The organism is Paenibacillus sp. 1001270B_150601_E10, assembly GCF_015558675.1.
Taxonomy (GTDB): Bacteria; Bacillota; Bacilli; order Paenibacillales; family Paenibacillaceae; genus Paenibacillus_B.
The window spans coordinates 491,711-516,852 of record NZ_JADMOL010000003.1; the positions used below are offsets into that span (position 1 = coordinate 491,711).

The window sequence follows — 25,142 nt, forward strand, 5'->3', positions numbered from 1 at the left end:
ACGTTATTATCTTATTATTTTAGTTGCGGGTATGTCAATGCCGTAACGTTCCGTCTAATAAGCATCTGCATTTAGGAGTTATTTTGCATTCATGATAATCGAATAGCATGCAAGAAACAGCCGTGTAGAGATTTGATCCACAGTAAAAAGCCACCCCTTATCACGGAATGGCTTCTTTGCTCTTTTGTGTCATCTTTCGTTCCTACCCTTACAAAACAGGCTTTTTCCTATGCTTCGTTCGCTGTTCATACGCATAAGCTAGACGAATGAGCGTCGGCTCGCTGAATGCTGTTCCTGCAAAGGTAATGCCAAACGGCCTGCCGTTAGCCTTAAATCCAGCTGGTACCGCGATTGTAGGATATCCCGCTCTCGCAGACAAATCCGCCCCTACATACGATGGAAATAGGATGGCGTCCAAATCATATGTTTTCAACGCGTAGTCTATGCCCTCATTCTGAGCGTAGTAAAGATCAGTCAACGATTGCAGCAAATACTGGGGATTCTTTAATGGACTCTCGATCTGCTGATACCTTTCCAACTTATCCTGCCCATATCGCAAAGCCACAGCAGCATGGTCTTGATTCCACTTTATTAGCTCGCTTAAGGAATGAACAGGGCAATGTGCCAGGAGTCCCTGCAGGAAATTATCCATGCCGTGCTTCAATTCGCAGCAGAGCTTATCCCACTCCCATGTTCGATAAAACGAAGGGATGCCGATATCATCCACGATAACTGCCCCTGCATTTCCCACATCGCCTATAGCGCCATTATAGAGTTCTTCATCATATTCGTCGGGATCACGAAACCGCCCAAGCGGCACATTCCGCACTACGCCTATTCTTGCTCCTTCCAATCCCTTTGCGTCCAAATATTCGGTATAATCTATATCCGACTTCTCATTCCGCCAGGTTGCCGGATCTTGCTCGTCCCTTCTTGTCAGAATCTGAAGAAGAATCGCCGCATCTTCCACGGTTCTTGCCATTGGGCCTGGCGTATCTTGAGAATAAGAAAAAGGAATGACGCCTGAGCGGCTTATAAGTCCGACCGTTGGCTTAATGCCCACAACGGAATGTTGAATCGAGGGACTCAGAATAGAGCCTGATGTTTCTGTTCCGACCGCAACGCTTGTAAAATTAGCGGTCACTGCAACAGCCGACCCCGTGCTTGATCCGCCTACAAAAAAATCGCCATACGGGTGCGCCACTTGCCCGCCTTTTGCGCTATAGCCTGCCCACATTTGGGAGGACATGCCGTTTGCCCACTCTGTCATGTTCGTTTTGCCTAGAATAATAGCTCCCGCTTCTCTCAGCCTCTGAACAAGAAAGGCGTCATTCTTGCTTATGTAATTCTCAATGACCAAGGCTCCTGCGCTGGTGCTCATTTTGTCATTCGTTTCAATGTTGGCCTTTAATAATACAGGAATACCGTGAAGATGGCTTCTAGGGCCCATCGATTTTCTTTCCTTGTCTAAGGCTTCTGCAATAAAAATGGCATCTGGGTTAATCTCGATAATGGAGTTAAGGATTGGACCCCTTTGGTCATAGATCGCAATTCGATACATGTAGTACATCACGAGCTCTCTAGCAGTAAGCTCTCCTCTAACCATCGCGTCTTGCAGCTCTAGTATCGTCATTTCCTCGCCATTTCGATTGGGAAGTTCAAATGTAGGCTCCATGTGCTTTGCTCCTTTCGAGGGAATCTATAAAGCATTGCCCCGCTCCTCTAAAGTGAAGTCTATCGTACCATATACTGGAACCACCATCTATGGCATAATTAGCTATTAACAAAAAAGAGCAGCCTGCAAGCCGCTCTCCAATAACGATATGCCAGATATCCCTTCTCTACGATTAAACCAAATACTCCGCCATGATCTCTTCTAGATCAAAGGGAGTCACCCCTTTGTCCACCGAAAAGACCGTATCGGCTTCATCTGCTGCTTCGACCAAATGGCCCCTTGCCTTAGCATGGAGCATAAACAAATCATACAGGTCTGGCTTCTTCAGCGTAGACATGGCTTTCCCCATCAATACCATGCCTTTTTGATTATTCTCAACATTATTGTAGTTGAACGGGTGTCTCGTTAAAGACAGATCCGTCCAAATAACTGTCCGCTCAACCAAATCCAGAATTACCGGAATCGCAATCCGCGTATTGGCGGTCACATCGATCTTATCGACAACCGTCGAAGGCTCAAAAATCTCCCCAGAACCTGGCTTCTTGCGCATCATCCAACCCACAAAGCACGCCGGCAATTCACAATAAGGCTGATCGGTATAAGAGTAAAGGGCTGTCACGACATATCGTCCGCCATAATGGACGATCGAGGGGATATGGAGGTCAATAAATTCACATGCCCCATTAGGTGCGGCTACGATATCGCCACTATGGACCGCCTGATAATTGCTGGAGCGAAGATTTGTATACGATATATGCTCCACATACTCCCAATTATGATCATACATCACGGACGACAAATCAATATCGACACGGCCTGTTGGCTTGCCTTGAACTTGGCCTTCCTTCCACCAGTTAAAGAAGCGTATCGTATCCCCTTCTGGCATTGGTACACGGCTTCCACGCACAATCGTCCGCAGCGACTTGCTTGCTGATCTTTGCGAGAATGGCACAAGATAGGTCTTCAGCTTAGGATCAACGTATGTCTTTCCTAATGGAGCCATAGCAGAGAACCGCTCTTCAAGCACCTGATCGCAAAGGTTCACAATCTCTTGGCATACCGAAGCCTCAATAGGCGGGAGTGTATGGGGTATGGCATAGGCTTTCGCCACATTGCCTTTTGGGAAAAAGGTGCGCTGTTCTTGCTGTTCATGACGATGGGCAAAATGAGCCTTCAATTGCAGCAGCACCGGTGTCGATACCTGGTTAGCCACTTCGCCAAATGCCAGTATCACATATTCCGTCTGCTCGTTTTTTCGAAGCAGCTGATCCAGTCTTCTGGCAAACTCGCCTGGCCGCTTCATCAATAGATCAATAAGATTCCAGATTAGATTATATTGAAAGGAGACTTCAACGCTCCCACTAAAGGTCGTAAAAGGCTTATCGTTGCGCAGGATATCAAAAGCTTCCTTGCAGCGTGTATATCGCGCTTTGTATTCGGAAGGGTGGAGAATCTCCCCTAATCGAACCCAGCGCTCTTTATATCTCAGCATATCCTCGGTGATGGAACCGCATTGTTCAAGCAATCCAAGCAAGAGGCGTCTTTCTGGACGCTTGAATTTGCGAAAACGGGTGGGCTCAGCCAGGCTGACATCGCCATCCGACCATGCAACGGCCAGACGCAGCACATCTGTGGCCGTCTTGATGTACCTCCCAAGCAGCTCTACATTCGCTTTGTCATGCTTGTATAAAGATCCTGCTACGAACCCGACGTTTTCTTTATACGGAATCTCAGCTGGCAGGATCTCTGCAAGCTGGTCGGGATCTAAAAAGGCTATCACCGTATCAATATCCTCTTTGTCTGTCGCTGAGATGGAACCCTTTGCTTGAATCAGCTGACGTATCATCGTGTAGAACTCCGCTTCTGCCCCAAGATCAATCACTTTAAGCTTCACCTTGTCTAGCAACGGAAGCCGTTCACGCACCTCGTACTGAGGAAGCTCCAGCGTGCAATAATGATAGAGAGCATTTAGATAAAGCTCTGCATCATCTTCTTCCATGACCTGCACCGGGAAATTTGGATACATGGGTTTGTATGCTACATGTGCCCCTACCATGACCTTCAAGTCTGCAACCAACTGGTGATACAGCGTTTGAAACTGATCCACAGACAAGGTGCGAACGGCCTGCATTAACAAAGGCGAGAACGTAAAGCCGAGATATTCGATGTTTCTCATCGTAGACGCCAAATGCGCCTTTGAAAGTTGAGTAGCATGTTCTTCTTGGTTCACCACGAGCTTCTGTGCTCTTCGCAAATAGATTGTATTGTTCATCATCAGAATCCAGGAAAGCCATATCCCTACATTTGGTTTAAGGACAAGTAGAAGGAAGGAATATGATAGCCTGGAGCCTCCTCTCATGAATAAGGATTCTTCAGGAAACTTGCGGCCCTAATTCGCCAATGAGTATAGAAGGAAGGACCGCAATAGCCTGAAGTTCAAAGCCTGGAGCTAATTGCCTCAAAGCCTTGATGAATCCATGATCACATACTTCACCTTTTGCGAACAGGGCGAAAGTATTACGACAGCAAAACAAAAGGAGAGGGCTGCTTCCCTCTCCTTGGTTCACTGCTCTTTGGCACACTGGCTATTTTCAAAACACAATTACAAGTGAGAACCATACTTCGCAATAAAAATTCGCTGCCTTACACTCGCTTCCACACGTGTGTACAGCAGCGGTTATTCTTTTACAATGCTCCCTCAAGGAACTTGATCAGGTAATGATCAGGTTCTGCGAGGAATTCCTGAAAGCTGCATAAATCCGCATACTCCTGATGCTCCATATCATAGCATCCGATTGAGCCTTTTTTCTTTGGATTCCATACCAGCTGCAGAGCAGAGTATTGATCGATATCAGCTGACAGCCGCAGCACCTTTTGACGCCCAATCTTCATCTCCACCGTATCGGTTAGGGTAAAAAAATCGATATGCTGGATATCATAATCGTTTTTACTGAGCTTCAGGCGCAGCTGATCTCCTGTTAGAAACGCAATCAGTTCATCGGTCAGCTTATATTTCCTCAACTCGTGCTTTTTGTTTTCCACATCATGCAGCTCGGCAGGCTCCAATGACTTCAAGTATTCGGCCATAGCAGCATTCTTGCTGCTGACGGCAATCGTATACGGCCGCTCCCCATCCTTTTCAGCTTTGGATACATCAGCACCACGTTCGATCAAAAATTTGACCATCTTCATATTGCCCATACGTGCAGCAACCGTTAATGGGGTTGCCTGATAAGGATAGACCATATCTGGCTCGTTATAATTGATATCCACGCCCTGATCAAGCAAATAATTCGCTAGTTTCAGATCATGATCAGATACAGCCTGGCGCAGGACAGCACCACCATGTATCTTGATATCCAACCCTAGCTCTTGAATGAGCGGAATATTGCTTTTATTGCCGTAATAAGCCTGTGTATAAGCACCCGACCCCACACGATTACGCATATCCAGCTTCGCACCTTGCTTAACAACATAGCGAACGATGTCTTCCTTGCAATAGCGAACCGCGAGTAAAAAGGCTGGATTTTGTTTGATGTTCAGATTGACGCCGTTCTCAACCAATAGTTTCACAACATCCAGCCTTTCTGATATTAATGCCAGTTCCAGTGGGCTTAGTGTCGTATATTGGCTAAGTACAATGCCTTCTTCGATATCCCACCCTTTTGCAAGCTCGTCTTGCAAGGCAGGAATATTCCCCTCGTGAATATGCATCGCAATGGGGGGAAGCTCTTTAAATTTACCGATATTTTTTAGCGCAATCATCCATATTCTCCCTTTACCCAATTCTTTTTACAAGAGTATAGGAAACAACACGGAAAAACACAACAAGGCCTAGGCCCTAAATAGATGCCGGTCATCTGCCTTCTTGCATTTGTAATCGAGAATGGCCTGCGGCAGCAACACTTGCTTCCTATGACTGACTGTCTATTCTATATTTCTGCCTTTTGGCAGGAAGAGCTCTCTCGCTCGTTGAATATGGCATTAATGCTAAATACAAAAGGGAGTTGCTCCAATATGAGTGCTTACGATGTAGACATCAGCAAACTGATTAGTGGAAAACGAGAACTAGAGGGCAGCGGAAGCTATATCCTCTGCACCCCCGATAAGCAGATCGTAGAGATCGATTCGACCCGATTAAGGGAAGGAATGTTCGTGAGCGCAAAACATATAGAGGATGCTTTATATGAATATTGCAGATCGGCAGTGGAGGAGTATATCACGGAAGGAAACAACGAGGACGTGTATACCTTCTCCATTTATACCGATACCTATCACGGCAGCTATGTCATTTATATCAATAACCAGAACACTTTGAACGAAATGGTAGAGGATTACTATACTCGTGAACGCGAGCGACATCCCAATAAAGATGAACATGAAATTCGTGAGAAGCTCTACTCCGATTTGAAATACGCAGAGGGAGATTTCCCTTTTATGTACGAGGATATGCCTGAGCGTTTGGAGAAATGGCTCGGCATGTTCCATTGTGTCAGCTTGGAGGAGCCTCGCTTTCTCGATATTGAACAAAACTATATATTCGAGAAGACACTCTTCGATTCCCAGCTGTTCCTGATTGCGATTGATGTCATTCACCGCTTGCAGCACGACTTCGAACAGCTCCAGCGCACGGATGACTTTATCGCCTATGTCTCTGCTGCGGATGGCGTTGGAGGCGATTACTTGACCACAAGCCAGCTGATTCGTAAATGTGTCCACGAGGAGCAGCTATATAAAGCCATGCCTGACGTGAAAGAGAAGGATCTGGAATTCCAAGAAGCCGTAAAGGCCGTACAGCAGAAGCCTGTTGATGAACAGGTCCAACACTGGGTGAAGGTTATTGATAAGGGAGAATTCGGGGAAGGCAGCCCGTATCAATTCTGGAGAACCAATTACGAAGCGTATGACCAGCTGATCCGGCTCAGCGATTCAATCGTACCATCTATTCAAGAACAGATGAACGGCGAGCTTAAGCCGGATACGAGGCTGATTCTGGACATGGTGCTGGGAAATTTCAGGAATCTCACCTGATGAATTTCCCACGTTGCGACGAAATCGTTGGTGTTATTGCTACGAAAGCAGATATTGTTGCCGCATATACAAGCTCCCCCCTGAATAGGGAGGAGCTTGCTGTTCAATACGTCAATCAATTTCATTAGTCCTCCAGCAGAAAATGCAGCAGTCTATCGCGTGCCTGCGCATAGTGTGGGCTGAACCACATAAGATGGCTCTCCGCCTCTGTTAAACAAAGCTTCGCATGAGGAATTCGCTCCATTGCGTATTCCACATGACGGTATGGAATCGTACCGTCATACTTGCTGAATATGACCAACGTCTCCGCTTTAATCCGTGATAGATCGCCACTATCGTGTTGAATATCATTTATGAATCCTGAACCGGAGCGCTGGGTTGCAACAAACTGCTTCATCGTGTGCAGCTGCTTATCATCCAGTGTCTCTATGATAGTCTTTGCGTTTAAGGTGGTTAGGCTTTCCATTAATTTGGATAGTGTAAACCGCGGAGCAGTATTCAGCATCCCCCGGAATAATGCCCAAAAAATCCGCTCAATCCCAGGTCTGAACAGCAAGGAAGCAATACGCTTCTGCCTAGCATCCGGCCATTCACAGGTCACAGCACACTGCAGGACAAGCCTTCTGACAAGCTTTGGGTATCTGCTAGCAAGCTGAAGCCCAGTAGGGCCTCCTGCGGATAATGCGATAACATCAATCTGCTCGACCTGAAGGGCATCCATTAATGCGGCAAGTGCATCCGCGGCCTCATGAGCCGTTCTGCCCGTTGCGGATGGGGTTCCTTGATAACCGGGGCGCGATGGAACAATCAACCGATAGCCCGCCTCCAACAGATAGGGCTCATCTGGAAGCAGCGAATTACAGTTCGTATGTCCTCCGTTGATAATCAACAAGGTCCGCTCTGCCTGACGATTGGGGTGCACAGCAATTCGATATTCCACTAAGCCATGAGGGGTTTCAATGCAGGTTTTCATCGCAGTTCTCCTTTACCCGAATAGTAAACACTTGTTCATTTTTAATTCAAAAAAAATTTACTGAACCAACTTACCGAAGCCCTGAAACAGAATGTCAATGTACTTCATGATGCAGGCTCGAATAAGCTGTTCATCTTCATAAAGCCGCATAATCTCGAACAACCCTTCCAAAAAGCTGACAGCCAACGGCTTTGCAACCAACCCAGCCGAATAGCCAATAGATTGCGATTGCGCTTGATTGCCCGAACTATATCCTGATCGTTCAAGATGCTGCTCGACATGCTCGGCAAAGACGGCAACAATCTGATCTTTCGCGTCCTCGTACTTTGTCCCTGCGCTTCCATCAAGCAGAATCAACATTTCCTTGCGGTTATCAAGCAGAAGGCCGCTCATGACTTGCCCAATCTGTGTAATCATCTGCTCCAGCGTTAATGAGACATCCTCTCGCATCTTGCCCGACTGATGCTCATTCAAGGCAAGCAAGCGATGGTACACCGGGGTTGTAATCGCATAGAACAGCTCTTCCTTATTCGGATAATAGCGGTACAGATTGCCTGCTGAAATGTTCGCCTGCTTGGCAATGCCTCGCATTGATGCAAGGTTATACCCTTTTTCCAGAAATTCTTGGCATGCAGCTGCTAGAATCGCTGCTTTAACATCCTCTTTTAACACTTGCATAAATGAACCTCCGTTCATTATTATGATAGCAAATGCAAGGTGCTTTCTACAAGCGATTATAACGATTAGAGCGGAGGCTTTTTTGTTTTACAGTTGTCTGAAAGGGTCTCCTGACCGCTCATCGCTATAATGCAAAGAAAGCTATAGAGAGGTTAAGCGTATCTTTCACAGCCTTTTGACAAGAGCCATTGTTCCATGGCATCAAACATGGGCTGCGCCTGCTGCTCATAAAAAATGGCGATTTCTTGCGTGTTTGCAAGATTGAATCGAATATACCCGCCAAGCCGTTGGTAGAACAGCATGCAGGTGTATTCATTTTCGATGAGTAGGTCAGGATGAAATTCCTCCCGGCACATGCCGGCGAGCTTAGAAAGCGTGGGCTGTTCCTGCTTCGGCGGCAAGCGTAGGAAAAGATGACGCTTATCATCGGTCCAAGGTTCGTAATACACCGGCCCTTCCTGACTGCTGCCGTATACTTGACGATAAATATCGTCTAATACTCTTGCGTATTGCTCTTCTCCCTGCTCCCTCATCGGTATGGATAATGCCCTTAACGCATCCTCATGCCGAGGCAGCCAGAGCAGCTGAGCTGTCTCCGGATGGATCGCTAGAAAGTCTCCATCCACCGTTGTACCTATCGCGATGCATTGTCCAATTTGCAGCTTTGTTATGGGACTGGATTCATCGTGCTCCCATAACTCATACTCAGGAAAAGGCTTGAGAACCTCTGAATCGGGCAAATGGATATTCATCCACCCCCTATATGTCCCTTGCCCAAAGGATTGCAAGAACTGAAGGTAACCCGGTGGAAAAAGAAGTTCTTCCACATGCACAATCGCTTGATGCTTGCCTTCCATCACCGGCTTAGGCTGGGATACGAGATACATGAACATTCCTCCTCATCCTGGATTATATATTCACCTGAGCGTTGTGCCGAGAACACTTATCCCAAATTATAAACAACCTTTTCAACACACATGGACTTATCTGAAAAAATTCATTAAGCTATAATAAAACAAAATATAGGATTAATTTTCCAAAAAAAGAAGTGAGGTGCATCCCATTGATGACGGTTATTCTAGTCATTGTCATCTTCTCACTATGCACAGCGTCATTAACCATTACGTTTGTCATCAAAGGACTCCGAACCCGCAGCAACAAGCTATCCCAGCGCAAGGCCATTCTGATGAACGGTACTTCTGCGCAGGCAACGATTAACGCGATTCAGCAAACCAATTCTCAGCTTGACGATCAACCGGGAGTGCTTCTCGACCTGACCGTCACCAAGCAGGATGGCGAAGTTGTTCATACTGTGGTAGAAACCTTCATCCCGATCATCCATATCCCCTCGTTTCAAAAGGGAGAAACGATTGAGGTCAAATACTTGACCATAGACAACGCGCTGACTTTCGAAGTCGTTGGGGCCTATGTCCCACGTTAGTGAATCTTGCCGCCCACCGGTAAGAGGTCCAACCCAAAATAACCGCAGGCGACATCAATGGTCGCTAATGAATTCCTCTAGACTGATGGGGCGCATGTCATAATCAGCGCCGATGCTCTTCAGCTGTGCCTCAATACCTGCGGCACGCAGCTCCACACCCTTATATATGAGCAACGGTACCTGCTCCAAATAAGCTCTCGCCTGCGCATAATCACAAGAGAATGCTTTTTTGATAAACATCAGCGTCTTTATCTTATCTTGACCTTCACCTGTAAGCATTAGCTTGTAATAGTTCACTGGCGTATCCTCGTCCATCTCCCACTCTTCCAAGCCTCGCGGCAGCAAGGTGCTTCGTAAAAATGAAACGAGGTCATCATAAGCTATGGAAAAATCCCAACTGCCCGTTCCATGCTCCGCAGTATAAATCACCGTGTCCCCTCTGGATAGATCCATACAATACGGGTCGCCTTCATCGCATGCAATGACGAGGTAGCTGCTCGGCCAATCCAAGATATCCTCATCCGTTACGGGATTATACTGATACCCCCATTGCCCTTGTGAAAGCTCACTCGCACCGTAAATATCAAGACTTAAATATTCATCTGTGTTCCAGCTCACCGATTCGGGCACATAATGCTTCAAAAAGTATAGGTACTCATCTGGCAGCTGCCATTGATCCGTCACGAAGCGTATCGTCTCTTCTTCGGCTTCCGTCGATAGATTCATAGGGTATCGGGCATAAAAATCAGGATTCTGCACGCGCAGTGCTGCAACTAACGCTTGCATCTCTTCAATAACGGCATCTATTTCTTTAAAACGATTATCCAAAGCGTTTCACCACTCTTAATTAACGAATTCATTCCTTTTCTTGCATTTATCATACCATCGTTTGGAAAAAAATCGTGCAACTAAATTTCCCCCGATGAGAGTTTCTCCCCATCCATGATAATATAGTAACAGTAGCTATGACGTTTAAAGGAGGAGAACACCTTGAACCTCTTAACTCAGGAAACGGACAATATTCCATGGCATCGGCTGACGACAGCCTATGGCAGAGGGGCCGACATCCCGCAGCTCATCAAGACTGGCCAATATGAACAAGTGACTAACCTGATCGAACATCAAGGCACCCTATGGCAGGTAACGCCTTGGGCGCTGCTCTTGCTGCTGAAAGGGCTTGCAGGCAAGATGCCGGAAGAAGTCTCTTCCGAGGAGATAGAACTGTACCTGACGGTAGCAAATACGATAAACATAGCCTACATGAATGCTGAACATACGGTCGAGACGATGAACGATTTGCTGAATGAGAAGTTCTTGTGGCCAGAGAGTGAAGAAGACGACGAAGAATGGTGGGAGCAAGAAGAGCCGCCCGGCTATGAGCCTGAACCCTTCCTTGGGTATTATTATTTCAGCTTTTTGCTGTTAAAGGAGGCTGTTCCCCTCTTCACCGCAATACTGAACGGAAACGAAAAGCTTGCTCCTGCTGTCCAAGAAATGCTGCATCTGTTGAAGCCTGAAGATGTTCGCGGGTAAAGGTAAACCTATTTCGAAAAAAAGCACCTTGCAGCTTCATATCAATCCCTTGTCCCTTGTTCTCAGTATAAAGGAAGGTATGCCAGATGACACTTGAACTCCTGTACCATGAATACATAAATATCAAATGCAACCGAGGATTACAGCCTGTTCCAAACGATAGCTTTGAATATGGCCTTCTTGAAGACGACAGCGCAGAGCTATTCTTTGTTGATCGTGAAGATGCAACGTTTATCGATTGGGTGAATGAATTACAGCCTAGAGATGCTCATTACGTCAACCATCCGGACTGGAAGCCTGTACTCTCTGCTGATTTCGAACAGCTAGATGTCTATGACGAACTGATTTTGTATTATTTGCTGTATACAATCAACCAGACAATGTCCATCGTAAAGATCGATTTTTACAATGCCATGAATGATTTTATGAAGAACTACTGTTTTTTTCAGTTATCGCAATTGGCGGATGCTAGAGCGTTAAGCAATGAACAGAAGCATCAATTAAGAGATTTCTTCTTCTTTTTCTATCTCTATGCTCACCCCGTGAATGAGGAGACGCTCTACGGTTTTTCATTCAGCGGACAAGACTTGGTTCATACGAAAACCAATATCCTCATGGAGCACTATTATTCGCTATATCATGATTACTATAGCGAGAATATCGAGAAGCACCAAGATCAATTATTCATTGCTCTACATGAAATACAAGCCAGTAAAACACTCACACTGGAGCTGTTGCGAGCCATAGAGGGGAAGTCGCCCAAGCTCACCATGCCTCCAGAAGACGGCTTAGAGAATATAAGGCGACTGATCAATAACGTAGATGAGTTTCTACATATGCACAGCGAAAAGAAAACAGCGCTGTTCGATGTCATGAGAGACTTTCTCTCCAACAAATGCACTAATCCCTATCGCGAGCATTGTTTCAGCATACTGCTTCAGAATTATGTCTGCTATATCCTTTATTTTGACTTTGATGATATTCATGATTTGGTGGAATTCTTTAAAGATACCCCGTTATGGTGCGAATGCATCATCAACAAAATGTTTACGGATTCGATCTTTATGCAGAAGATCATGAGACAGAACCATATCGATATTCGCCAATATCAGAATGTCATCGCTCACTTCAATGAGGATGCACACAGGATATATCTGTAATTCACCATCATGAACTCCTTGCCGCATGTTTTAGGCCATCCATATGGATGGCCTCTTTTATGCCTATTTTCTCATGAAAGGGCCTCTTATCCTGAATAGGTTAAAGGGCTTTATCTATGTCCATCGCCATATCTGCTGCCTGGTTTGCTGCATACATAGAAGGTTACCTTTGTCCCCGCTCCTAACGCACTTGTAATCTGCAATCCTGTTCCGAATCGACGTTTTAACCGCTGATCGGTATTGATCAATCCGACTCCTGACTTGTTGTCAGCCTTTCTTTCTAGTATCCGCTGCAATTGGGTATCGTTCATTCCGATTCCATCGTCTTCAACGGTGATCTCTGCATGCGTCTCATGGACCGTAACCCGAATAGCTACTTTCCCTCCACGAGCCCGCTTCATCACGCCATGCCTAATCGCATTTTCGACTAAAGGCTGGATCGAAAGAAAAGGAATATGAATGCCCTCGTAGTCGTCTATCTCCCAAATAATCTGCAGCCTTTTATCAAAACGCACCTTCTCAATATATAAATAAGATTGCACGAGACTCAGCTCTTCCTCAAGCGGAACAAGACCGTCCATATTTTGAAATTTAAATTTATGCCTTAAAAAGTTGCTGAACTCATCCAGCAAATGACGCATCTTATCCAGATCAATATCACTTAAGGCAGATACCGCGTTTAATGCGTTGAATAGGAAATGCGGCTGAATTTGCGCTTGCAGCCACGCTGCTTCTAGCTGCAGTTGTTCGCGAACCATCTTTTTGATCGTCGTTAATGCTTCTATTCGCGATCTTATTTCCACTGCCTCCACAGGCTTGGTGACATAATCGTTGGCTCCCGCTAAAAAGCCGCTCTGAATATCTTTCGGCTGGCTTCTCGCTGTAAGCAGCAGAATAGGCAGCTCGGTAAGCGTAAATTTCTCGCGAATCCTTCGCGTCAGCTCATAGCCCGACATCTGTGGCATCATAATATCCGTGATGACTAGATCCCAGTCCTTAGTATCCAGTACAGCCAACGCTTCCTTGCCGCCCGTAACCATCGTGAGGTCATACTCTTCCGGCGGCAGTATCGCTTCAAGCACTTGAAGATTAATAGGGTCATCATCAACGATTAATAGAAGCGGTCGATCATGCTCTCTCTCTCCAATTAAGGTTTGCTCCATCGTTGGGGAGATTTCCGGTCTGTTTAGGCCGCTTGGGATTGTTTGATTCAGCATTAAGGATAGCGGTACGGATTCGAAATCAGGAGGACCGTCAGCCCCTTCAACCATCCCCGCATTTGCCAACTCTAAGGAAAAGGTGAAGGTAGAGCCTTCTCCTAGAATAGAGGTGGCATACAATGTCCCTCCGTGAAGCTCAACCAGCTGCTTGCTAATGCTTAAACCAAGCCCAAATCCGCCTTCTATCATCGTCTCACTCGTGCTGCCCTGCTCATAGGGAAGGAATACTCGCTTCAGCATCTCCTCATCCATTCCAATTCCGGAATCGGTAATCGCAACATAAGCTCTTCCATCTCTTGTAAAAGCTTGAATCAGAGCTTCCCCTTCATTCGTATACTTCACTGCATTATGAAGCAAATTGAACACGATTTGAATCAGGCGGTTCTCATCCGCAATGACAGTAGGAAAATTCTCTGATATCAGATTTGCAATCTTAACAGACTTCACTTCAGCGTTAAATTGCAGCATATCCATAACTCCCGTTACGATAGGCTGAATCCTAATCACTTTTTTCTGAAGCCGCGGCGTCCCTTCTTCTAAACTCATGACATCAATCAAGTCGTTTAAGATAAATGTCAGACGATGCCCTACCGATAAGACCGTTTCAAGCTCTTTGACACTTCGCTCCTGCAGCAGATGCCGTTCCCTCTTTAACACAGATTGTGACATGTTAAGCATGCTATGAAGCGGATTCCTAAATTCATGCGAGGTATTAGCCAAGAATTGATCCTTATGATCATTCATTCTTTGCAAGGTCGCAGCGATCTCCTTCGTGTTGGCATGCATATTAAAGTAATCCTTAAACCACACTGAGGCAATACATCCCATGGAGATTATAAGATCAAACGGATAGTGGACAATACTCATGCCGCTTTCTCGCCAATATAATGACCAAAGAAAATGGTGTATGAGCGCAAGCAGCGAACAAAGCAACAGCAGATGTTTATTTATATCTTTGATGATTATTTTTACAATAGTAAAGACGGTGACAACTGCAGCTATGCAGCCCAATAAAAAGTAAACGGGGAAAAGCGCAATCACCTGGGAGGGAGCTAAAAATAAAATCATTCCTGCAGTTCCCAGACTAATCACCCTATAAGCAGGGAACACTCTTCTCCAATAAGGGAGCTCACGATGATTGGTGCACTCCAGCAACGCATACGCCCCTATGATAAAGGAGGCATTGGAAAGTCGGAAATCCCACTGGTAGCCGATGTAAAATAATTGATGGAACAGCTTTTCATCATTGCTAAATAAACTAGATAGCGTTACACATAGCGCCAGCAGTGAAAAATAAAGCAGCCTCTTCTCCCTATTGCCTACTAAAAATAAAATAAGCGAATAGACAGCATGCATAAGAAAGATAACAGCCCCCAGAAGCTGCATCGAAATGGAGAATTTCATTTCCTTTGCAATGGCTCCTTCCGAGCCAAATTTAATCGATCGAATAATGCCGCTATTTCGACTATCCACATAATTAGCCGCCTGAATCACCAGTTCGATGACGCCGTCCTCATCTGCCGTAAAGGTTGTGGAATAAGGCAGGTTTTTTGCCACATATTCATTTTCCGATTTGGCCACCTGACCAGATGCAGTAAGCAGCCGACCGTTAACATATAGTTCCGATGATGTGCGCACGCTTGGTACACGGATGCTGTAATTGATATCCTTTCCTGGATCTACATGAATGCGCAAGCGATAGGAACCAAATCCATATGGAGTTGGCCTGTCAGGCTGCAAGGCTTCATTCCATCCTCCCGGGACCTGGATAAGTTCTCGCTTGTTCTCATCTAAGCTATGGTTCTGTCCTCTTTCGATCAGCCATTGTGAGGGATAGAACTCCCATTCCCCATCAAGCAAGAGAATGTCGCCTTCTTCTGCATGCCACTTGCGCAAATCGAACTGACCATTCTGAATGGGTGCTGGCTTATGGTCACGGAACAATTCCATCCATAATAGCCGTGAGCCAAACAATGCGATGAATAATAACCCCAGCACTAATAAAATTCGGCCCTTTTTAATTTGGTATTTGGGTATAGGATTGACCAAGAAACTTCCCTCTCCTAGCACTAATCTTTTCAACGCGTAAACAGACACCTCCTTGACCTTCATAAAGGAATGGACAGAGATGTCATTTCCTCTATTATACAGTTAACCTGTATCAATTTTTCCTTTTTCATATCAAAAAAAGAATGAACGAAATTAGTTTCTCGCTCATTCCCTAGGCTTCTATTTATATAAGGGTTATGCTACCCCCATTACTCATCCTTTCCTTTAGATTTGATAGGAAGCAGCAGATCCAACTGCAACCCTTCGTTCATGTCCTCTACACTCAGCTGATACTGATTCAAATAATTCAAATGCTCTTCCATTGATCCATGCATGCACTCAGGATCTCCCCAGTTCGGCTCATACTCACTGCTCTGTTCCACCCATTCTGCAAGCCAATGCCATTCCTCGAAATTTCCCATTGGGATCATATGGGCAGCGTATAAACCACCAGGGAAAAACTTTTTAACAAATGGTTTTTGCACCTCCATGTCATCTGGAATGGTGACCCATCGTTCGTACCCGTGGTCAGTCCCATCGGGCTGGACTCCAGTCGGATGATTGAAGCCATAATGGCGTAGATCAGGCTTCTTACTAGCAAGATCCGTACTAATCATTAATTGTCTAAGTTCTACTTCCGTATCATACTCAGGCGACCCGCTTACAACATGTATGGAAGCGACTGATGAAGGTGGCACATATATGATTCTTACATCGTTGAGTTGATGTCCGTGATATTCAACCTTATTCCCGTTATTCATGAGTGTATGCTCCTTTAAATTGGATCTTGATGCTGGCAAGGCTTCAATGATCTTTCGAATGGATTCGTCCGCTAATAATTCCGGGCCAATCTCTACATCAGTGTTTTTATTTAGGGAGATTGCAAACTGTTCTAGAATCGTTTTAACCGAAGCCATTGCCGTAATTTCATCTGATAACTCTTTAATCTTCTTTTGAAAGATAGCTGCAGCTACGCGAGACTCTTCATTTTGCAGAATGGATTGGATGTCTCTTAATGGAATTCTAAGCTTGCGAAGAATTAATATTTGTTCCAGTATCCTCAACGAACCTTTGTCATAGGTGCGATAAGCATACCCCTCCTTCTTCGAGCTTCTAAGCAGTCCAATTTGCTCATAGTATCGAAGTGTTCGTGTTGAGAGTTGATATTTTCTTGTTACTTCACTGATGGTGTGCAGTTCCATGTTATCCTCCTTTCATCATCAGCTTAAAGGACGACACGACGTCAAAGTCAACAGGTAGGTTTAACGTTTTCATTTGCACGCTTAGAATATCTCGCATGTAAAAAACCAGGACAAACATGTCCTGGCCACGGGAAACCCAACTCGTCATGGTTAACGCGAAACATCGCTTTCGACAGGATGGTACATTCCTGAATCTTTATCATTTATGAGCGCTCGTCGATCAGCCGCTCTAGAAACTCCGCAAACGTTGAAGCATATTTGTCGATCAATTCATTCATGAGATCATAGCACATAATCGGAAATTCACCCTGTTCATCTCTGGAAGACGTATCAAAAAAATAAAGCTCGTCGCTATCCGGAACGAACAAATCTAGTCTGTTCGGGAACCGGCTAATCCACCAGTCCTCGGCTATATTCAGCCTGTGGATGTAGAGAAGATCGCTATCGTCATACTCTCTATGTTCCGGAGCAGAGATCGCTAGAATTTCCCCGCCATTCAACCGGGCATTGCCGTAATGAACCAACCACCAGCGGTAAGATGGCGGCAGACGAAATCCTAATTCCTGTTCGACTTCCACGATCCAGCTTTCTTCTGCTCCGTGACCAGGAAACCATTTTAAAGCGGAAGTCGTCGTCTCGAGTTTGTCTGCCAAACGCTCATACATGTGCTTCATCCTTTCTCCTCACCCTACGTTATGTTAACAGACGTAAATATGCCCACATCCGGTTTTTTGTACACCTACCTGCTAGAAAGGATATGGCGGGGCCTTTTCTGCTGCAATATTGTCTGGATGAACGCCGGTTGGTTCATCATCATTCATACGAAGATAGATATACTCGATTTCTTCTAGAGGCATTTTCAATTGCTGGCTGACCTCGTAAAGCCCCATATTTTGAGCAAGAAGTCCCCTTGCTTGATGAATGTTTCCATCCAACCAATTGTTTTCTAGCATCCAACTTTTCACCTGGGCTAGCAATTGTCCTTGTGCTTCCTTATCCGCATGCTTGTTATACTTTGCAACAGACTCTAACATATAGTGATAGAAGAAAATGCCTAAGGCTTCGCGCTGTTCATTTTTGGACATCCGTTGATACTGTTCGTAGCTGATGCTGATGTCTAAATAGAGAGCATGATCCCGGCTATCAAAGCGTCTAAATGTTTTTCGACTATAACTCTCAGGGAAAACACGGAATATGAAGAGAACGTCATACGGAAACGTCCATGCTTCTGCTAATTCTTCTAACGGCAGCAGTTCATCTCTTAATTGGCCTACACACGTTCCATGTGTATCTAGTAAAAAAGATAATTTCATTCATTCCTCCTAAAACAAATTCAACTCGTAACATCGAATTCATATTTTCTAAATCGATTTCTGAGCTCCTCCTCATACGGGATCCACTCCGCATCACCCCATATCGACATTCCTAAGAGCTCTGACAGCTTATCAACGGCTTGTTCTGGACTCGTCATGCTTATGAGGTTGCCGAAATCTACCGGATGGATATCCAACGCTTCTTGCAAATAGTCATCCTGAAGACGCGCTTCTTTGAGTTCATATTCACTTCTCGTCCAAGGTTCACAAAAGATTCTTTCAGCTTGAATATCTCCACTTTCGAACACCGACAACTCGAATATCTCCTCATTCATATATCCAACTGTCATCACTGGCTCTTCGGTATGACGGGATAGCGCTTTGCCGATCTTCTTCACGGTTCCCCATACAAAATAATCGTGGAGCACGCTGATCCATTTCTCATTGCTGCTGCTCACGTACATGATCACTTGAGGCTCTATAGATTCATTTTCGGGCGATCTCCCTATTACGTTGGCATCCTTTTCGCTTAAGTCTTTTAATGCTTCGATTGTCTTCTCAAGATTATTCGATTTAATATGCAAATTGGCAAATGATCTTCCCACAGGTTAGCCTCCTCACTAGCTCTCTTTTCTTATTGAAACTGCCTCATGTCATATCCAGCAAAATGGTTTTATATGCCTGTTATTTCCATTATAGTGAACACCTGCTCTTAGTCTACCTACTTTTTACCTGCATTTTGGAAAAATGTTGGCCATTAGAAGCTGCTCCATTTTTGATAACCCCTATTAGACAAGGTTTCTTGAATTTCTTGGTCCACTTTGTTTTTGGTAGTCAAAAATTCCACGGTTGATAAGGAATGAGGAAGCTTTTGGTGGATAAAGGAATCGAAATCGATGGCCGTTTTGATCATGCGGAGCTTGAGCAGCGAAGGCAATTGATCCATTCCCGATATATGCGCCAAGTTTTTGCAATTCCAAATGGATAATTCCTTTAGTGACTTCATTTGCTGATCAAAGCGGACTTCATGCAGTTGATTTTGATCCTCGATCAAAAGACTCGTTAGCGCTCTGAAGTTTGCAATATTGGACAGGTCTTGAAAACCGCGTACTCTGGAAATCTCCAAATTATCCATTTCATTTTCCTCAATTTCCTGAATATGCTCTCGGCCTCCTAGCAAAATGCGAAGGTGCTTCAACCTTTTCAATCGGTTAACAAAATGCAACGGGATTTTGCTGATCGAATGCAGGGCGAGATAATTCAAATTCTTCAGATCGCCTACAGCATCTAGATTTTTCACCTTTCCTCCGACATGCAAGTGTTCTAGACGGGAGAACTCTTTAACATATTCTAGATTAAGAATCTTTTTTTCTGAAAAAATCGTTAAATCGCTTAAAGACCGCAGCGAATCACTTCCCAAAATGTTCGAATTCTCCAGCTCGTATATGCCCAAATGCAAACTGCGCAAGTGCTTCAGTGCAGCCAGTGCTTCTGTATTATGCGCATGGGTGAGACTATTGAGATGCAGCATTTTAACATGGGGAATCCGAAAGAGCGTATGACCATCAAACGAAAGAGAGTAATGACCGTAGAATCGTACTCCGAAATTTTCATCGAAATGAGCGCAAAGTTCATCTACTTCCTCCAGGATGGTGCCATATAAGTCCGGGTGAGAGAACTGGACGATTACTTGGTTGCCGGCGAGCAGATCCTGTTCGATCTGATCCCGGTTCAGCTCAACGGGATTATCAATCAGAATCTTTCTTTTCCATATCTTCCGCATATAACATCCTCCTCGAATAAACTTTTCAGTGTTACTTGCGATTAGATTCAGCTTATCGGGTATCTCGGTTCACATGATTCTATTAAGTTTGCTTAGTATGGCTTACGTTCGCTTGGCGTGCTGCATTGCGGAAGAACCTGATTAGCCTCCGATGAATGGCCGGGAAAAGAATAAAGAAAATATCCATTGTCCGCCGCAGCGGCATTGGGCATACAATCAACTGGTTTCGATCAAGTCCTTTTAACGCAATACGTGCAAACTGCTCGGGACTCATCATTTTCTTCTGCTGCAATTGTGCGGATATTTTCGCTTTGTCCATGTTGATCCCTTCGCCATTAGAGAAGATCGGCGTATTCACGAACGTGGGACATAGCGCGCATACCTTGACTCCGAACGTTTCTGCTTCGTAATGCAGAGAGGTAGTCAACCCGACAATAGCGTGCTTGGTTGTCGCGTAAGCTGCCGCAGTTGGTGACGGGCCAAGCCCTGCTGCAGATGCCGTATTGGCAATAGAACCGAAACCTTGCTTCTTCATTAATGGATAAGCTGCCTGAGTACCGTGTATGACACCCCAAAGATTGATGTTGACGATTCTCTCCCAATGCTCTAACGACATATCATACAACTCTCCATACATTGCGATCCCCGCATTATTAAACATATAGTCCAATCGTCCAAATTCTTTATATACGTTGTTGACCATTGCGTTTACCTGAGCAGCATTCGTAACATCCAGTCTTACAAATCGCGCTCTGCCACCTTCTTTTTCAATAATGCTAACCGTCTGTTTGCCGCCCATTTCATCGATGTCGGCAACTACGACAAATACGCGCTTACCCGCCAACTGGGTGCAAATTGCTCTGCCAATCCCAGATGCGCCGCCCGTGACTATCGCTACCCGGATCAAGGTTTCCATTATACACACTCCCAATAGATCGTTATTTTGTAGAATTAGAACCCGTTAGTATAATCGCTCTAATTTGCAACACAATAATGGCTAACGCGAATTGTTGTCGGAATATTTGAAACTCAAGCAGGAGTCCTGCGGCGAAGTAGAGTTTCGATCTCTTCTGGAGAGGATGGACGATGAAAGTAAAAACCTTGCCCAATCTCGCAGCCGTATTGCTGGAGCATTTTAAACTCCTGCAGGTTCTCGATGCCTTCGCAGATGACTTGTAGATTCATACTGTGACCGATATCGATGATAAGCTTGACGATCGAAGCAGCAGGGATAGCGGTTGTCATTTCCTGCGTAAACGAACGATCAATCTTCAGGAGATCCACAGGCAGGTGCCGCAAGACGCTGAGCGAGGAGTAACCCGTTCCGAAGTCGTCGATCGAGATTTTTATGCCTTGGCGCTTGAGTTCGCCAAGAATCATGACCGATTCATTCAAGTTCTGCACCAGACTTTCTGTAATCTCCAGCTCCAATAGCGCAGGTTCGAAATCTGTATTTTCCAAAATACTTATCACCTTCGAAGCAAACTTAGGCGACCTAAACTGGCGGATCGAAATGTTCACAGCTAACGTCAGATCGGGATTTCCAGAAAGCTGCCAAGCCCGAACCTGCCCGCATGCCTCGTTAAGAACCCATTCACCCAGCTCGACAATGACTCCGGTCTGCTCAGCCAACGGGATGAATACGGATGGCGAGACTGGTCCCAGCTCTGGATGCGTCCAGCGCAGCAGCGCCTCCAAACCTCGAATTCTCCCGGTGCTCATCTCCACCAATGGCTGATAGTGGACAGCTAATTCTCTCCTACTCACTGCACTCCTGAGATCGTTCTCTAGCTTGACTTGACGCAGCAGTTCCTCACTCTTGATGGCGGAAAAAAAACGAAATCCATTTTTATCACCACTCTTGACGCTGTACATCGCCTTATCTGCATACTGGATTAGCGTGTCAGCATCGCGTGAATCTTCGGGATACAGGCTGATGCCAACGCTCAGCGTCGCATAGATCTGCTTATGATCGATCAGAAACGGTGTCCGGAATGCATGAATGAGCTGCTCCACCAACGCTTCGATTTCATCCTGCTGCTGGTAGCGCATTAGCAGTACAAATTCGTCCCCCGCATAGCGGGAAATAAAACACGAATGGCCTACTGTGTCGCTCAGAAGGCTGGCGACATCCTGCAGCATCCGGTCTCCCGCGTTGTGGCCCATCATGTCATTAACATTCTTAAAGTGATCGAGGTCGAGGAACAGAACGGCCGTCTTTGCTTCTTTGGTCAACTCCTCAAACATCCGTTCCATGAGCAATTCACGGTTTGGCAATTTGGTGAGCGTATCGTAGTAAGCGATATGCTCCAGCTTGCCTAACGCTTGGTTGAGTTTTGCATTTAACTCCACATTGACCGCATTCTCTTGCTTTAAGTTCCGTAAGTAGAATGCCAGTAGTGAATAGAGGATCGTATTTACGATGATGCCGATCATTATCGTGCGAATCATCTCCATCGGCTCTTCGGGCGAATAAGATGGAATGAAATAAAGGAAATATCCTGCGGCTAGGAATATCGGTAAGGGTGACGGCAGTAGAAAAGCGAGAAGAATCAGCGATAAATACATGACGCTGACCAACTTATCAAACGATAAATCCGGAAGCGCATTGAAGAATGCGAAAAAAGCAATAGCGGCCAGCACGTATTTGAGCGAGAGCGGTCGAATAAGTATCGAGGCAAAGATGAAGCCAGCGAAAATAAGACTAAGAGTGAGACCTTGCGAACTGCTAACGGATCTGATCATATTCATGGAAAGAGAGATTGCTGCGAACAAGATGACTACATTCGGCGTGATATGCATAAGGCGCTTCTTCCAAACCTGCGGCAATTTCATTGTTCGACACCTCGTTCAGATATTATAAGTTTATGATTATTAACAACATTCCATATAGATCACACTCTTTTTCTTACTATTGCTAGTTCATATTCTTATCCAGTCCAACGGTTCTGTTTGTCTGTTATTTCCATTATAGTGAACGTTTGTCCGGAGTCCATCTATTTTTCCCTGTATTTTGGAAAATGTTTGCCCAGCGCTTCATGATAGCCTTCTTTCTTCAATGCAAATAAGACTGTCATGTATCGACAGCCTCATGAAGTATCCTATTCAACATTTTACGACTAGCATCTCACGTATTTCCGTTTGAAGCCAAGTTGTCCTTTTTCCACTGCTTTTTGAATATTAACGGATGCATCCAAGAACTTGCTTTTACCGGTATCACGATTGACCTCCACCGGACCTACTTCCTTCGCGATCTCGACCGCTTTATCATGAAGGGGCTGATAGGATACTCCAACCGTATATATAAAAGTATTCATCGCGTGCTTCGCACGGTCAGGAGCATCGTGAATCGTATGTTTAACGAGTTCCAACATCCCTGCTATTTTTTCTTCAGAAAATTCACTGTCAGGGCGATTCCCTAGCATCCAGCAATAGCAGCTCCAGCCAGCCGACATTCTAAGCTCGATATTGCTAGCAATCCACTTATCAGCAACCTCTTGTCCAATATCCGTCTCTGCCAAAGTAACAGCGACCACATAGTCGGAGAGCATATAAAAATAAGCTTGATCGATCCACCGTTCAAAGTCATCTGCTGTCATTGCCTTAGGATCCGCAATCACCCCGGCAAAGTACATCGCATCGTAATTTCCCGTTGCGTAGAGCTCCTCCGCTAATGGCTGATTGCGTTTTATTTTCCTGTAAATGGGCTTCATCTGCCCTGTTGCCACACCAAACAGCGGCTCGTGCGCGCCATTAGATAGGTATATCTTCTTAGTGCGCTCCTTGCCGAGCGCCGCAAGCTCTTGCATCACCATTTCGAGATTCATGATTTGCACTCCTTCTTATCATCAAGTAGTTAAAACTTAGCTCGTCTTTATTTGAATATATCATAAAGCGGCCTCAATCCAATAAGTCTGGATCAAGACCGCTTCATTCAACAACCATTCGTATTCGGCAATCAATATTAGCTTATTTTAATTCTTGCATAAATGCTCTAAAGCTTTCTGCTATGGCCTTGGATTGCGTATGATGAAGATAATGATCTCCCTCCAGCTTTATGACTTTCCCGTACTCAGCATCTTTTACCTGCTCCTCATGCAAGGCTTCCCACCCTGCAACACTTGTATTACTGTCTTCAATAAATAAAAGAACAGGAAGATTGTTAGGGAATGTTAGATGCTGCGCTTCTTTGAAATTAGTAGAAATATGTTTCATTTCGTTCAACATCGTATCATTGTTCGCGTTTTGTTTCATCAGCATGATCATTTGCTCTTTTGTATGTTCATCAAAGGGTAAGGCAGCGTAAGGGTCGCCGCTTACGTTAATGCCCAATCTGAGAAGACCCGATTTTTTGAGAAACTCAAATGTCTTAAGTGGGAACTCCACATCCATGCCGGGCTGTGTCGGGACACTGCTATCAATACCAATAAATGCACGCACTTCATTCGGATATTGGTTCACATAGTCGATGCCGTAAAGGCCTGCAATGGAATGCCCCATCAAGATATAGCGATCAATCTGAAGCTGCTGTAAGGCATCATGGATTTCTCTTACAATATTCTCCGTGGTCCGCTCTTTTTCGGTGTCATCGCTCAATCCATAACCGAAGGGCTCGATCGCGACAACTTTATAATAGGGAGATAACTCATCCACTAACAACTTAAAGTCTAGGGCTGGTGCCGCTGTTCCATAACCAGGTAATAGTACAACGGTTTCCTCGCCATTTCCTTGAATCGCAACATTCATCTTTTTCCCGTCTACAGATACCAACTGACCATAAGGCTCAATTTTTGCTTGCTCTGATTGGGTGCTAATCATATTTACAATAAACACGATGACAAGAAAAAGCCCGATGGCGACAACTAAGCCTGCTGCGGCTATAAGTACCACACGAAGGGTTTTTTTCATTTTCGGACTCATACCCCTATTTATTGCTTCTCTTTGTTCCACTCGCATCATCTCCTATCTTCGCCAGCTTTCTAGCTGTCTTTATCGACTGCTAAGGAAAGCATATATGACGAAGATGGACTCCCTATGACGTTCATATGAACGGAGTATGAACAAGTAAAAAAGCTGCCGTGCCG

General features: G+C 45.1%; 21 protein-coding genes. 4 read left to right on the forward strand and 17 right to left on the reverse strand.

The genetic code is table 11. The annotated features are described in order from the left end of the window. Positions 1-208: 208 nt before the first annotated feature. From I2H74_RS10830 to I2H74_RS10840, 3 genes are all read right to left on the reverse strand, one after another. On the reverse strand, positions 209-1,675 hold the full coding sequence (locus I2H74_RS10830) for an amidase family protein (protein ID WP_195573949.1): 1,467 nt from the start codon (positions 1,673-1,675) through the stop codon (positions 209-211). 172 nt (positions 1,676-1,847) lie between these two features. After that, entirely contained in the window at positions 1,848-3,947 is a 2,100-nt protein-coding gene (locus I2H74_RS10835; protein ID WP_420707440.1) for a cytoplasmic protein, read from the reverse strand. A gap of 413 nt (positions 3,948-4,360) precedes the next feature. Next, positions 4,361-5,440, reverse strand: a complete 1,080-nt coding sequence (locus tag I2H74_RS10840) for an ankyrin repeat domain-containing protein (RefSeq protein WP_195573951.1) — start codon at positions 5,438-5,440, stop codon at positions 4,361-4,363. Positions 5,441-5,692: 252 nt separating this feature from the next. Here I2H74_RS10840 and I2H74_RS10845 point away from each other — a divergent pair, with 252 nt between their 5' ends. Continuing rightward, a complete protein-coding gene (locus I2H74_RS10845; protein ID WP_195573952.1) occupies positions 5,693-6,706 on the forward strand; it encodes a DUF4303 domain-containing protein in 1,014 nt (337 codons plus the stop codon). A 124-nt stretch (positions 6,707-6,830) separates the two neighbouring features. Here the strand turns inward: I2H74_RS10845 and I2H74_RS10850 are convergent, their stop codons facing one another. From I2H74_RS10850 to I2H74_RS10860, 3 genes are all read right to left on the reverse strand, one after another. Next, the gene (locus tag I2H74_RS10850; protein ID WP_195573953.1) at positions 6,831-7,679 is read right to left on the reverse strand and encodes an alpha/beta fold hydrolase; all 849 of its coding nucleotides are present in this window, start codon (positions 7,677-7,679) and stop codon (positions 6,831-6,833) included. 57 nt (positions 7,680-7,736) lie between these two features. After that, positions 7,737-8,357 carry a TetR/AcrR family transcriptional regulator gene (locus tag I2H74_RS10855; protein ID WP_195573954.1) on the reverse strand — a complete coding sequence of 207 codons (621 nt, stop codon included), beginning with the start codon at positions 8,355-8,357 and terminating at the stop codon, positions 7,737-7,739. Between the two features lie 152 nt (positions 8,358-8,509). Then, on the reverse strand, positions 8,510-9,244 hold the full coding sequence (locus tag I2H74_RS10860) for a hypothetical protein (protein ID WP_195573955.1): 735 nt from the start codon (positions 9,242-9,244) through the stop codon (positions 8,510-8,512). A 179-nt stretch (positions 9,245-9,423) separates the two neighbouring features. Here I2H74_RS10860 and I2H74_RS10865 point away from each other — a divergent pair, with 179 nt between their 5' ends. Beyond that, on the forward strand, positions 9,424-9,798 hold the full coding sequence (locus I2H74_RS10865; protein WP_229106553.1) for a hypothetical protein: 375 nt from the start codon (positions 9,424-9,426) through the stop codon (positions 9,796-9,798). Positions 9,799-9,852: 54 nt separating this feature from the next. On the opposite strand, the gene I2H74_RS10870 is transcribed toward I2H74_RS10865, so the two are convergent. Further along, a complete protein-coding gene (locus tag I2H74_RS10870; protein ID WP_195573957.1) occupies positions 9,853-10,626 on the reverse strand; it encodes an SMI1/KNR4 family protein in 774 nt (257 codons plus the stop codon). Between the two features lie 162 nt (positions 10,627-10,788). On the opposite strand from I2H74_RS10870, the gene I2H74_RS10875 reads away from it, so the two are divergent. Both I2H74_RS10875 and I2H74_RS10880 read left to right on the forward strand, forming a co-directional pair. Continuing rightward, positions 10,789-11,331, forward strand: a complete 543-nt coding sequence (locus I2H74_RS10875; RefSeq protein WP_195573958.1) for a hypothetical protein — start codon at positions 10,789-10,791, stop codon at positions 11,329-11,331. Between the two features lie 86 nt (positions 11,332-11,417). Continuing rightward, the gene (locus tag I2H74_RS10880; protein WP_195573959.1) at positions 11,418-12,491 is read left to right on the forward strand and encodes a hypothetical protein; all 1,074 of its coding nucleotides are present in this window, start codon (positions 11,418-11,420) and stop codon (positions 12,489-12,491) included. A gap of 110 nt (positions 12,492-12,601) precedes the next feature. On the opposite strand, the gene I2H74_RS10885 is transcribed toward I2H74_RS10880, so the two are convergent. The 10 genes from I2H74_RS10885 to I2H74_RS10930 form a co-directional block, all read right to left on the reverse strand. Further along, the gene (locus I2H74_RS10885) at positions 12,602-15,760 is read right to left on the reverse strand and encodes an ATP-binding protein (RefSeq protein ID WP_229106554.1); all 3,159 of its coding nucleotides are present in this window, start codon (positions 15,758-15,760) and stop codon (positions 12,602-12,604) included. A gap of 209 nt (positions 15,761-15,969) precedes the next feature. Then, positions 15,970-16,962, reverse strand: a complete 993-nt coding sequence (locus tag I2H74_RS10890) for a MerR family transcriptional regulator (protein WP_195573961.1) — start codon at positions 16,960-16,962, stop codon at positions 15,970-15,972. A gap of 203 nt (positions 16,963-17,165) precedes the next feature. Further along, positions 17,166-17,627 carry an SMI1/KNR4 family protein gene (locus I2H74_RS10895; protein WP_195574087.1) on the reverse strand — a complete coding sequence of 154 codons (462 nt, stop codon included), beginning with the start codon at positions 17,625-17,627 and terminating at the stop codon, positions 17,166-17,168. 81 nt (positions 17,628-17,708) lie between these two features. After that, positions 17,709-18,275 carry a hypothetical protein gene (locus I2H74_RS10900; protein WP_195573962.1) on the reverse strand — a complete coding sequence of 189 codons (567 nt, stop codon included), beginning with the start codon at positions 18,273-18,275 and terminating at the stop codon, positions 17,709-17,711. A gap of 20 nt (positions 18,276-18,295) precedes the next feature. Continuing rightward, positions 18,296-18,880 (reverse strand): hypothetical protein, encoded by a 585-nt coding sequence (locus tag I2H74_RS10905; protein ID WP_195573963.1) that lies wholly within the window; start codon positions 18,878-18,880, stop codon positions 18,296-18,298. 152 nt (positions 18,881-19,032) lie between these two features. Further along, positions 19,033-20,058, reverse strand: coding sequence for a hypothetical protein (locus I2H74_RS10910; RefSeq protein ID WP_195573964.1), 1,026 nt, complete (start codon positions 20,056-20,058; stop codon positions 19,033-19,035). An 82-nt stretch (positions 20,059-20,140) separates the two neighbouring features. Then, the gene (locus tag I2H74_RS10915) at positions 20,141-20,974 is read right to left on the reverse strand and encodes an SDR family NAD(P)-dependent oxidoreductase (protein ID WP_195573965.1); all 834 of its coding nucleotides are present in this window, start codon (positions 20,972-20,974) and stop codon (positions 20,141-20,143) included. A gap of 113 nt (positions 20,975-21,087) precedes the next feature. Further along, positions 21,088-22,893 carry a putative bifunctional diguanylate cyclase/phosphodiesterase gene (locus I2H74_RS10920; RefSeq protein ID WP_195573966.1) on the reverse strand — a complete coding sequence of 602 codons (1,806 nt, stop codon included), beginning with the start codon at positions 22,891-22,893 and terminating at the stop codon, positions 21,088-21,090. 284 nt (positions 22,894-23,177) lie between these two features. Beyond that, positions 23,178-23,885, reverse strand: a complete 708-nt coding sequence (locus I2H74_RS10925; RefSeq protein ID WP_195573967.1) for a DNA alkylation repair protein — start codon at positions 23,883-23,885, stop codon at positions 23,178-23,180. Between the two features lie 142 nt (positions 23,886-24,027). After that, positions 24,028-25,014: an alpha/beta fold hydrolase gene (locus I2H74_RS10930; protein ID WP_420707441.1), complete on the reverse strand. Its 987-nt coding sequence runs from the start codon at positions 25,012-25,014 to the stop codon at positions 24,028-24,030. Positions 25,015-25,142 lie beyond the last annotated feature (128 nt).

What these genes read in the sequence shown, in the direction of transcription:
- I2H74_RS10850 (WP_195573953.1), bottom strand. Translation starts at nt 7,679, where the DNA reads ATGAAAACCTGCATTGAAACCCCTCATGGCTTAGTGGAATATCGAATT.
- I2H74_RS10830 (WP_195573949.1), bottom strand. Translation starts at nt 1,675, where the DNA reads ATGGAGCCTACATTTGAACTTCCCAATCGAAATGGCGAGGAAATGACG.
- I2H74_RS10925 (WP_195573967.1), bottom strand. Translation starts at nt 23,885, where the DNA reads ATGAATCTCGAAATGGTGATGCAAGAGCTTGCGGCGCTCGGCAAGGAG.
- I2H74_RS10835 (WP_420707440.1), bottom strand. Translation starts at nt 3,947, where the DNA reads ATGAACAATACAATCTATTTGCGAAGAGCACAGAAGCTCGTGGTGAAC.
- I2H74_RS10845 (WP_195573952.1), top strand. Translation starts at nt 5,693, where the DNA reads ATGAGTGCTTACGATGTAGACATCAGCAAACTGATTAGTGGAAAACGA.
- I2H74_RS10860 (WP_195573955.1), bottom strand. Translation starts at nt 9,244, where the DNA reads ATGTATCTCGTATCCCAGCCTAAGCCGGTGATGGAAGGCAAGCATCAA.
- I2H74_RS10890 (WP_195573961.1), bottom strand. Translation starts at nt 16,962, where the DNA reads ATGGAACTGCACACCATCAGTGAAGTAACAAGAAAATATCAACTCTCA.
- I2H74_RS10910 (WP_195573964.1), bottom strand. Translation starts at nt 20,058, where the DNA reads ATGCGGAAGATATGGAAAAGAAAGATTCTGATTGATAATCCCGTTGAG.
- I2H74_RS10880 (WP_195573959.1), top strand. Translation starts at nt 11,418, where the DNA reads ATGACACTTGAACTCCTGTACCATGAATACATAAATATCAAATGCAAC.
- I2H74_RS10920 (WP_195573966.1), bottom strand. Translation starts at nt 22,893, where the DNA reads ATGAAATTGCCGCAGGTTTGGAAGAAGCGCCTTATGCATATCACGCCG.
- I2H74_RS10855 (WP_195573954.1), bottom strand. Translation starts at nt 8,357, where the DNA reads ATGCAAGTGTTAAAAGAGGATGTTAAAGCAGCGATTCTAGCAGCTGCA.
- I2H74_RS10930 (WP_420707441.1), bottom strand. Translation starts at nt 25,014, where the DNA reads ATGCGAGTGGAACAAAGAGAAGCAATAAATAGGGGTATGAGTCCGAAA.
- I2H74_RS10895 (WP_195574087.1), bottom strand. Translation starts at nt 17,627, where the DNA reads ATGTATGAGCGTTTGGCAGACAAACTCGAGACGACGACTTCCGCTTTA.
- I2H74_RS10865 (WP_229106553.1), top strand. Translation starts at nt 9,424, where the DNA reads ATGACGGTTATTCTAGTCATTGTCATCTTCTCACTATGCACAGCGTCA.
- I2H74_RS10915 (WP_195573965.1), bottom strand. Translation starts at nt 20,974, where the DNA reads ATGGAAACCTTGATCCGGGTAGCGATAGTCACGGGCGGCGCATCTGGG.
- I2H74_RS10900 (WP_195573962.1), bottom strand. Translation starts at nt 18,275, where the DNA reads ATGAAATTATCTTTTTTACTAGATACACATGGAACGTGTGTAGGCCAA.
- I2H74_RS10840 (WP_195573951.1), bottom strand. Translation starts at nt 5,440, where the DNA reads ATGATTGCGCTAAAAAATATCGGTAAATTTAAAGAGCTTCCCCCCATT.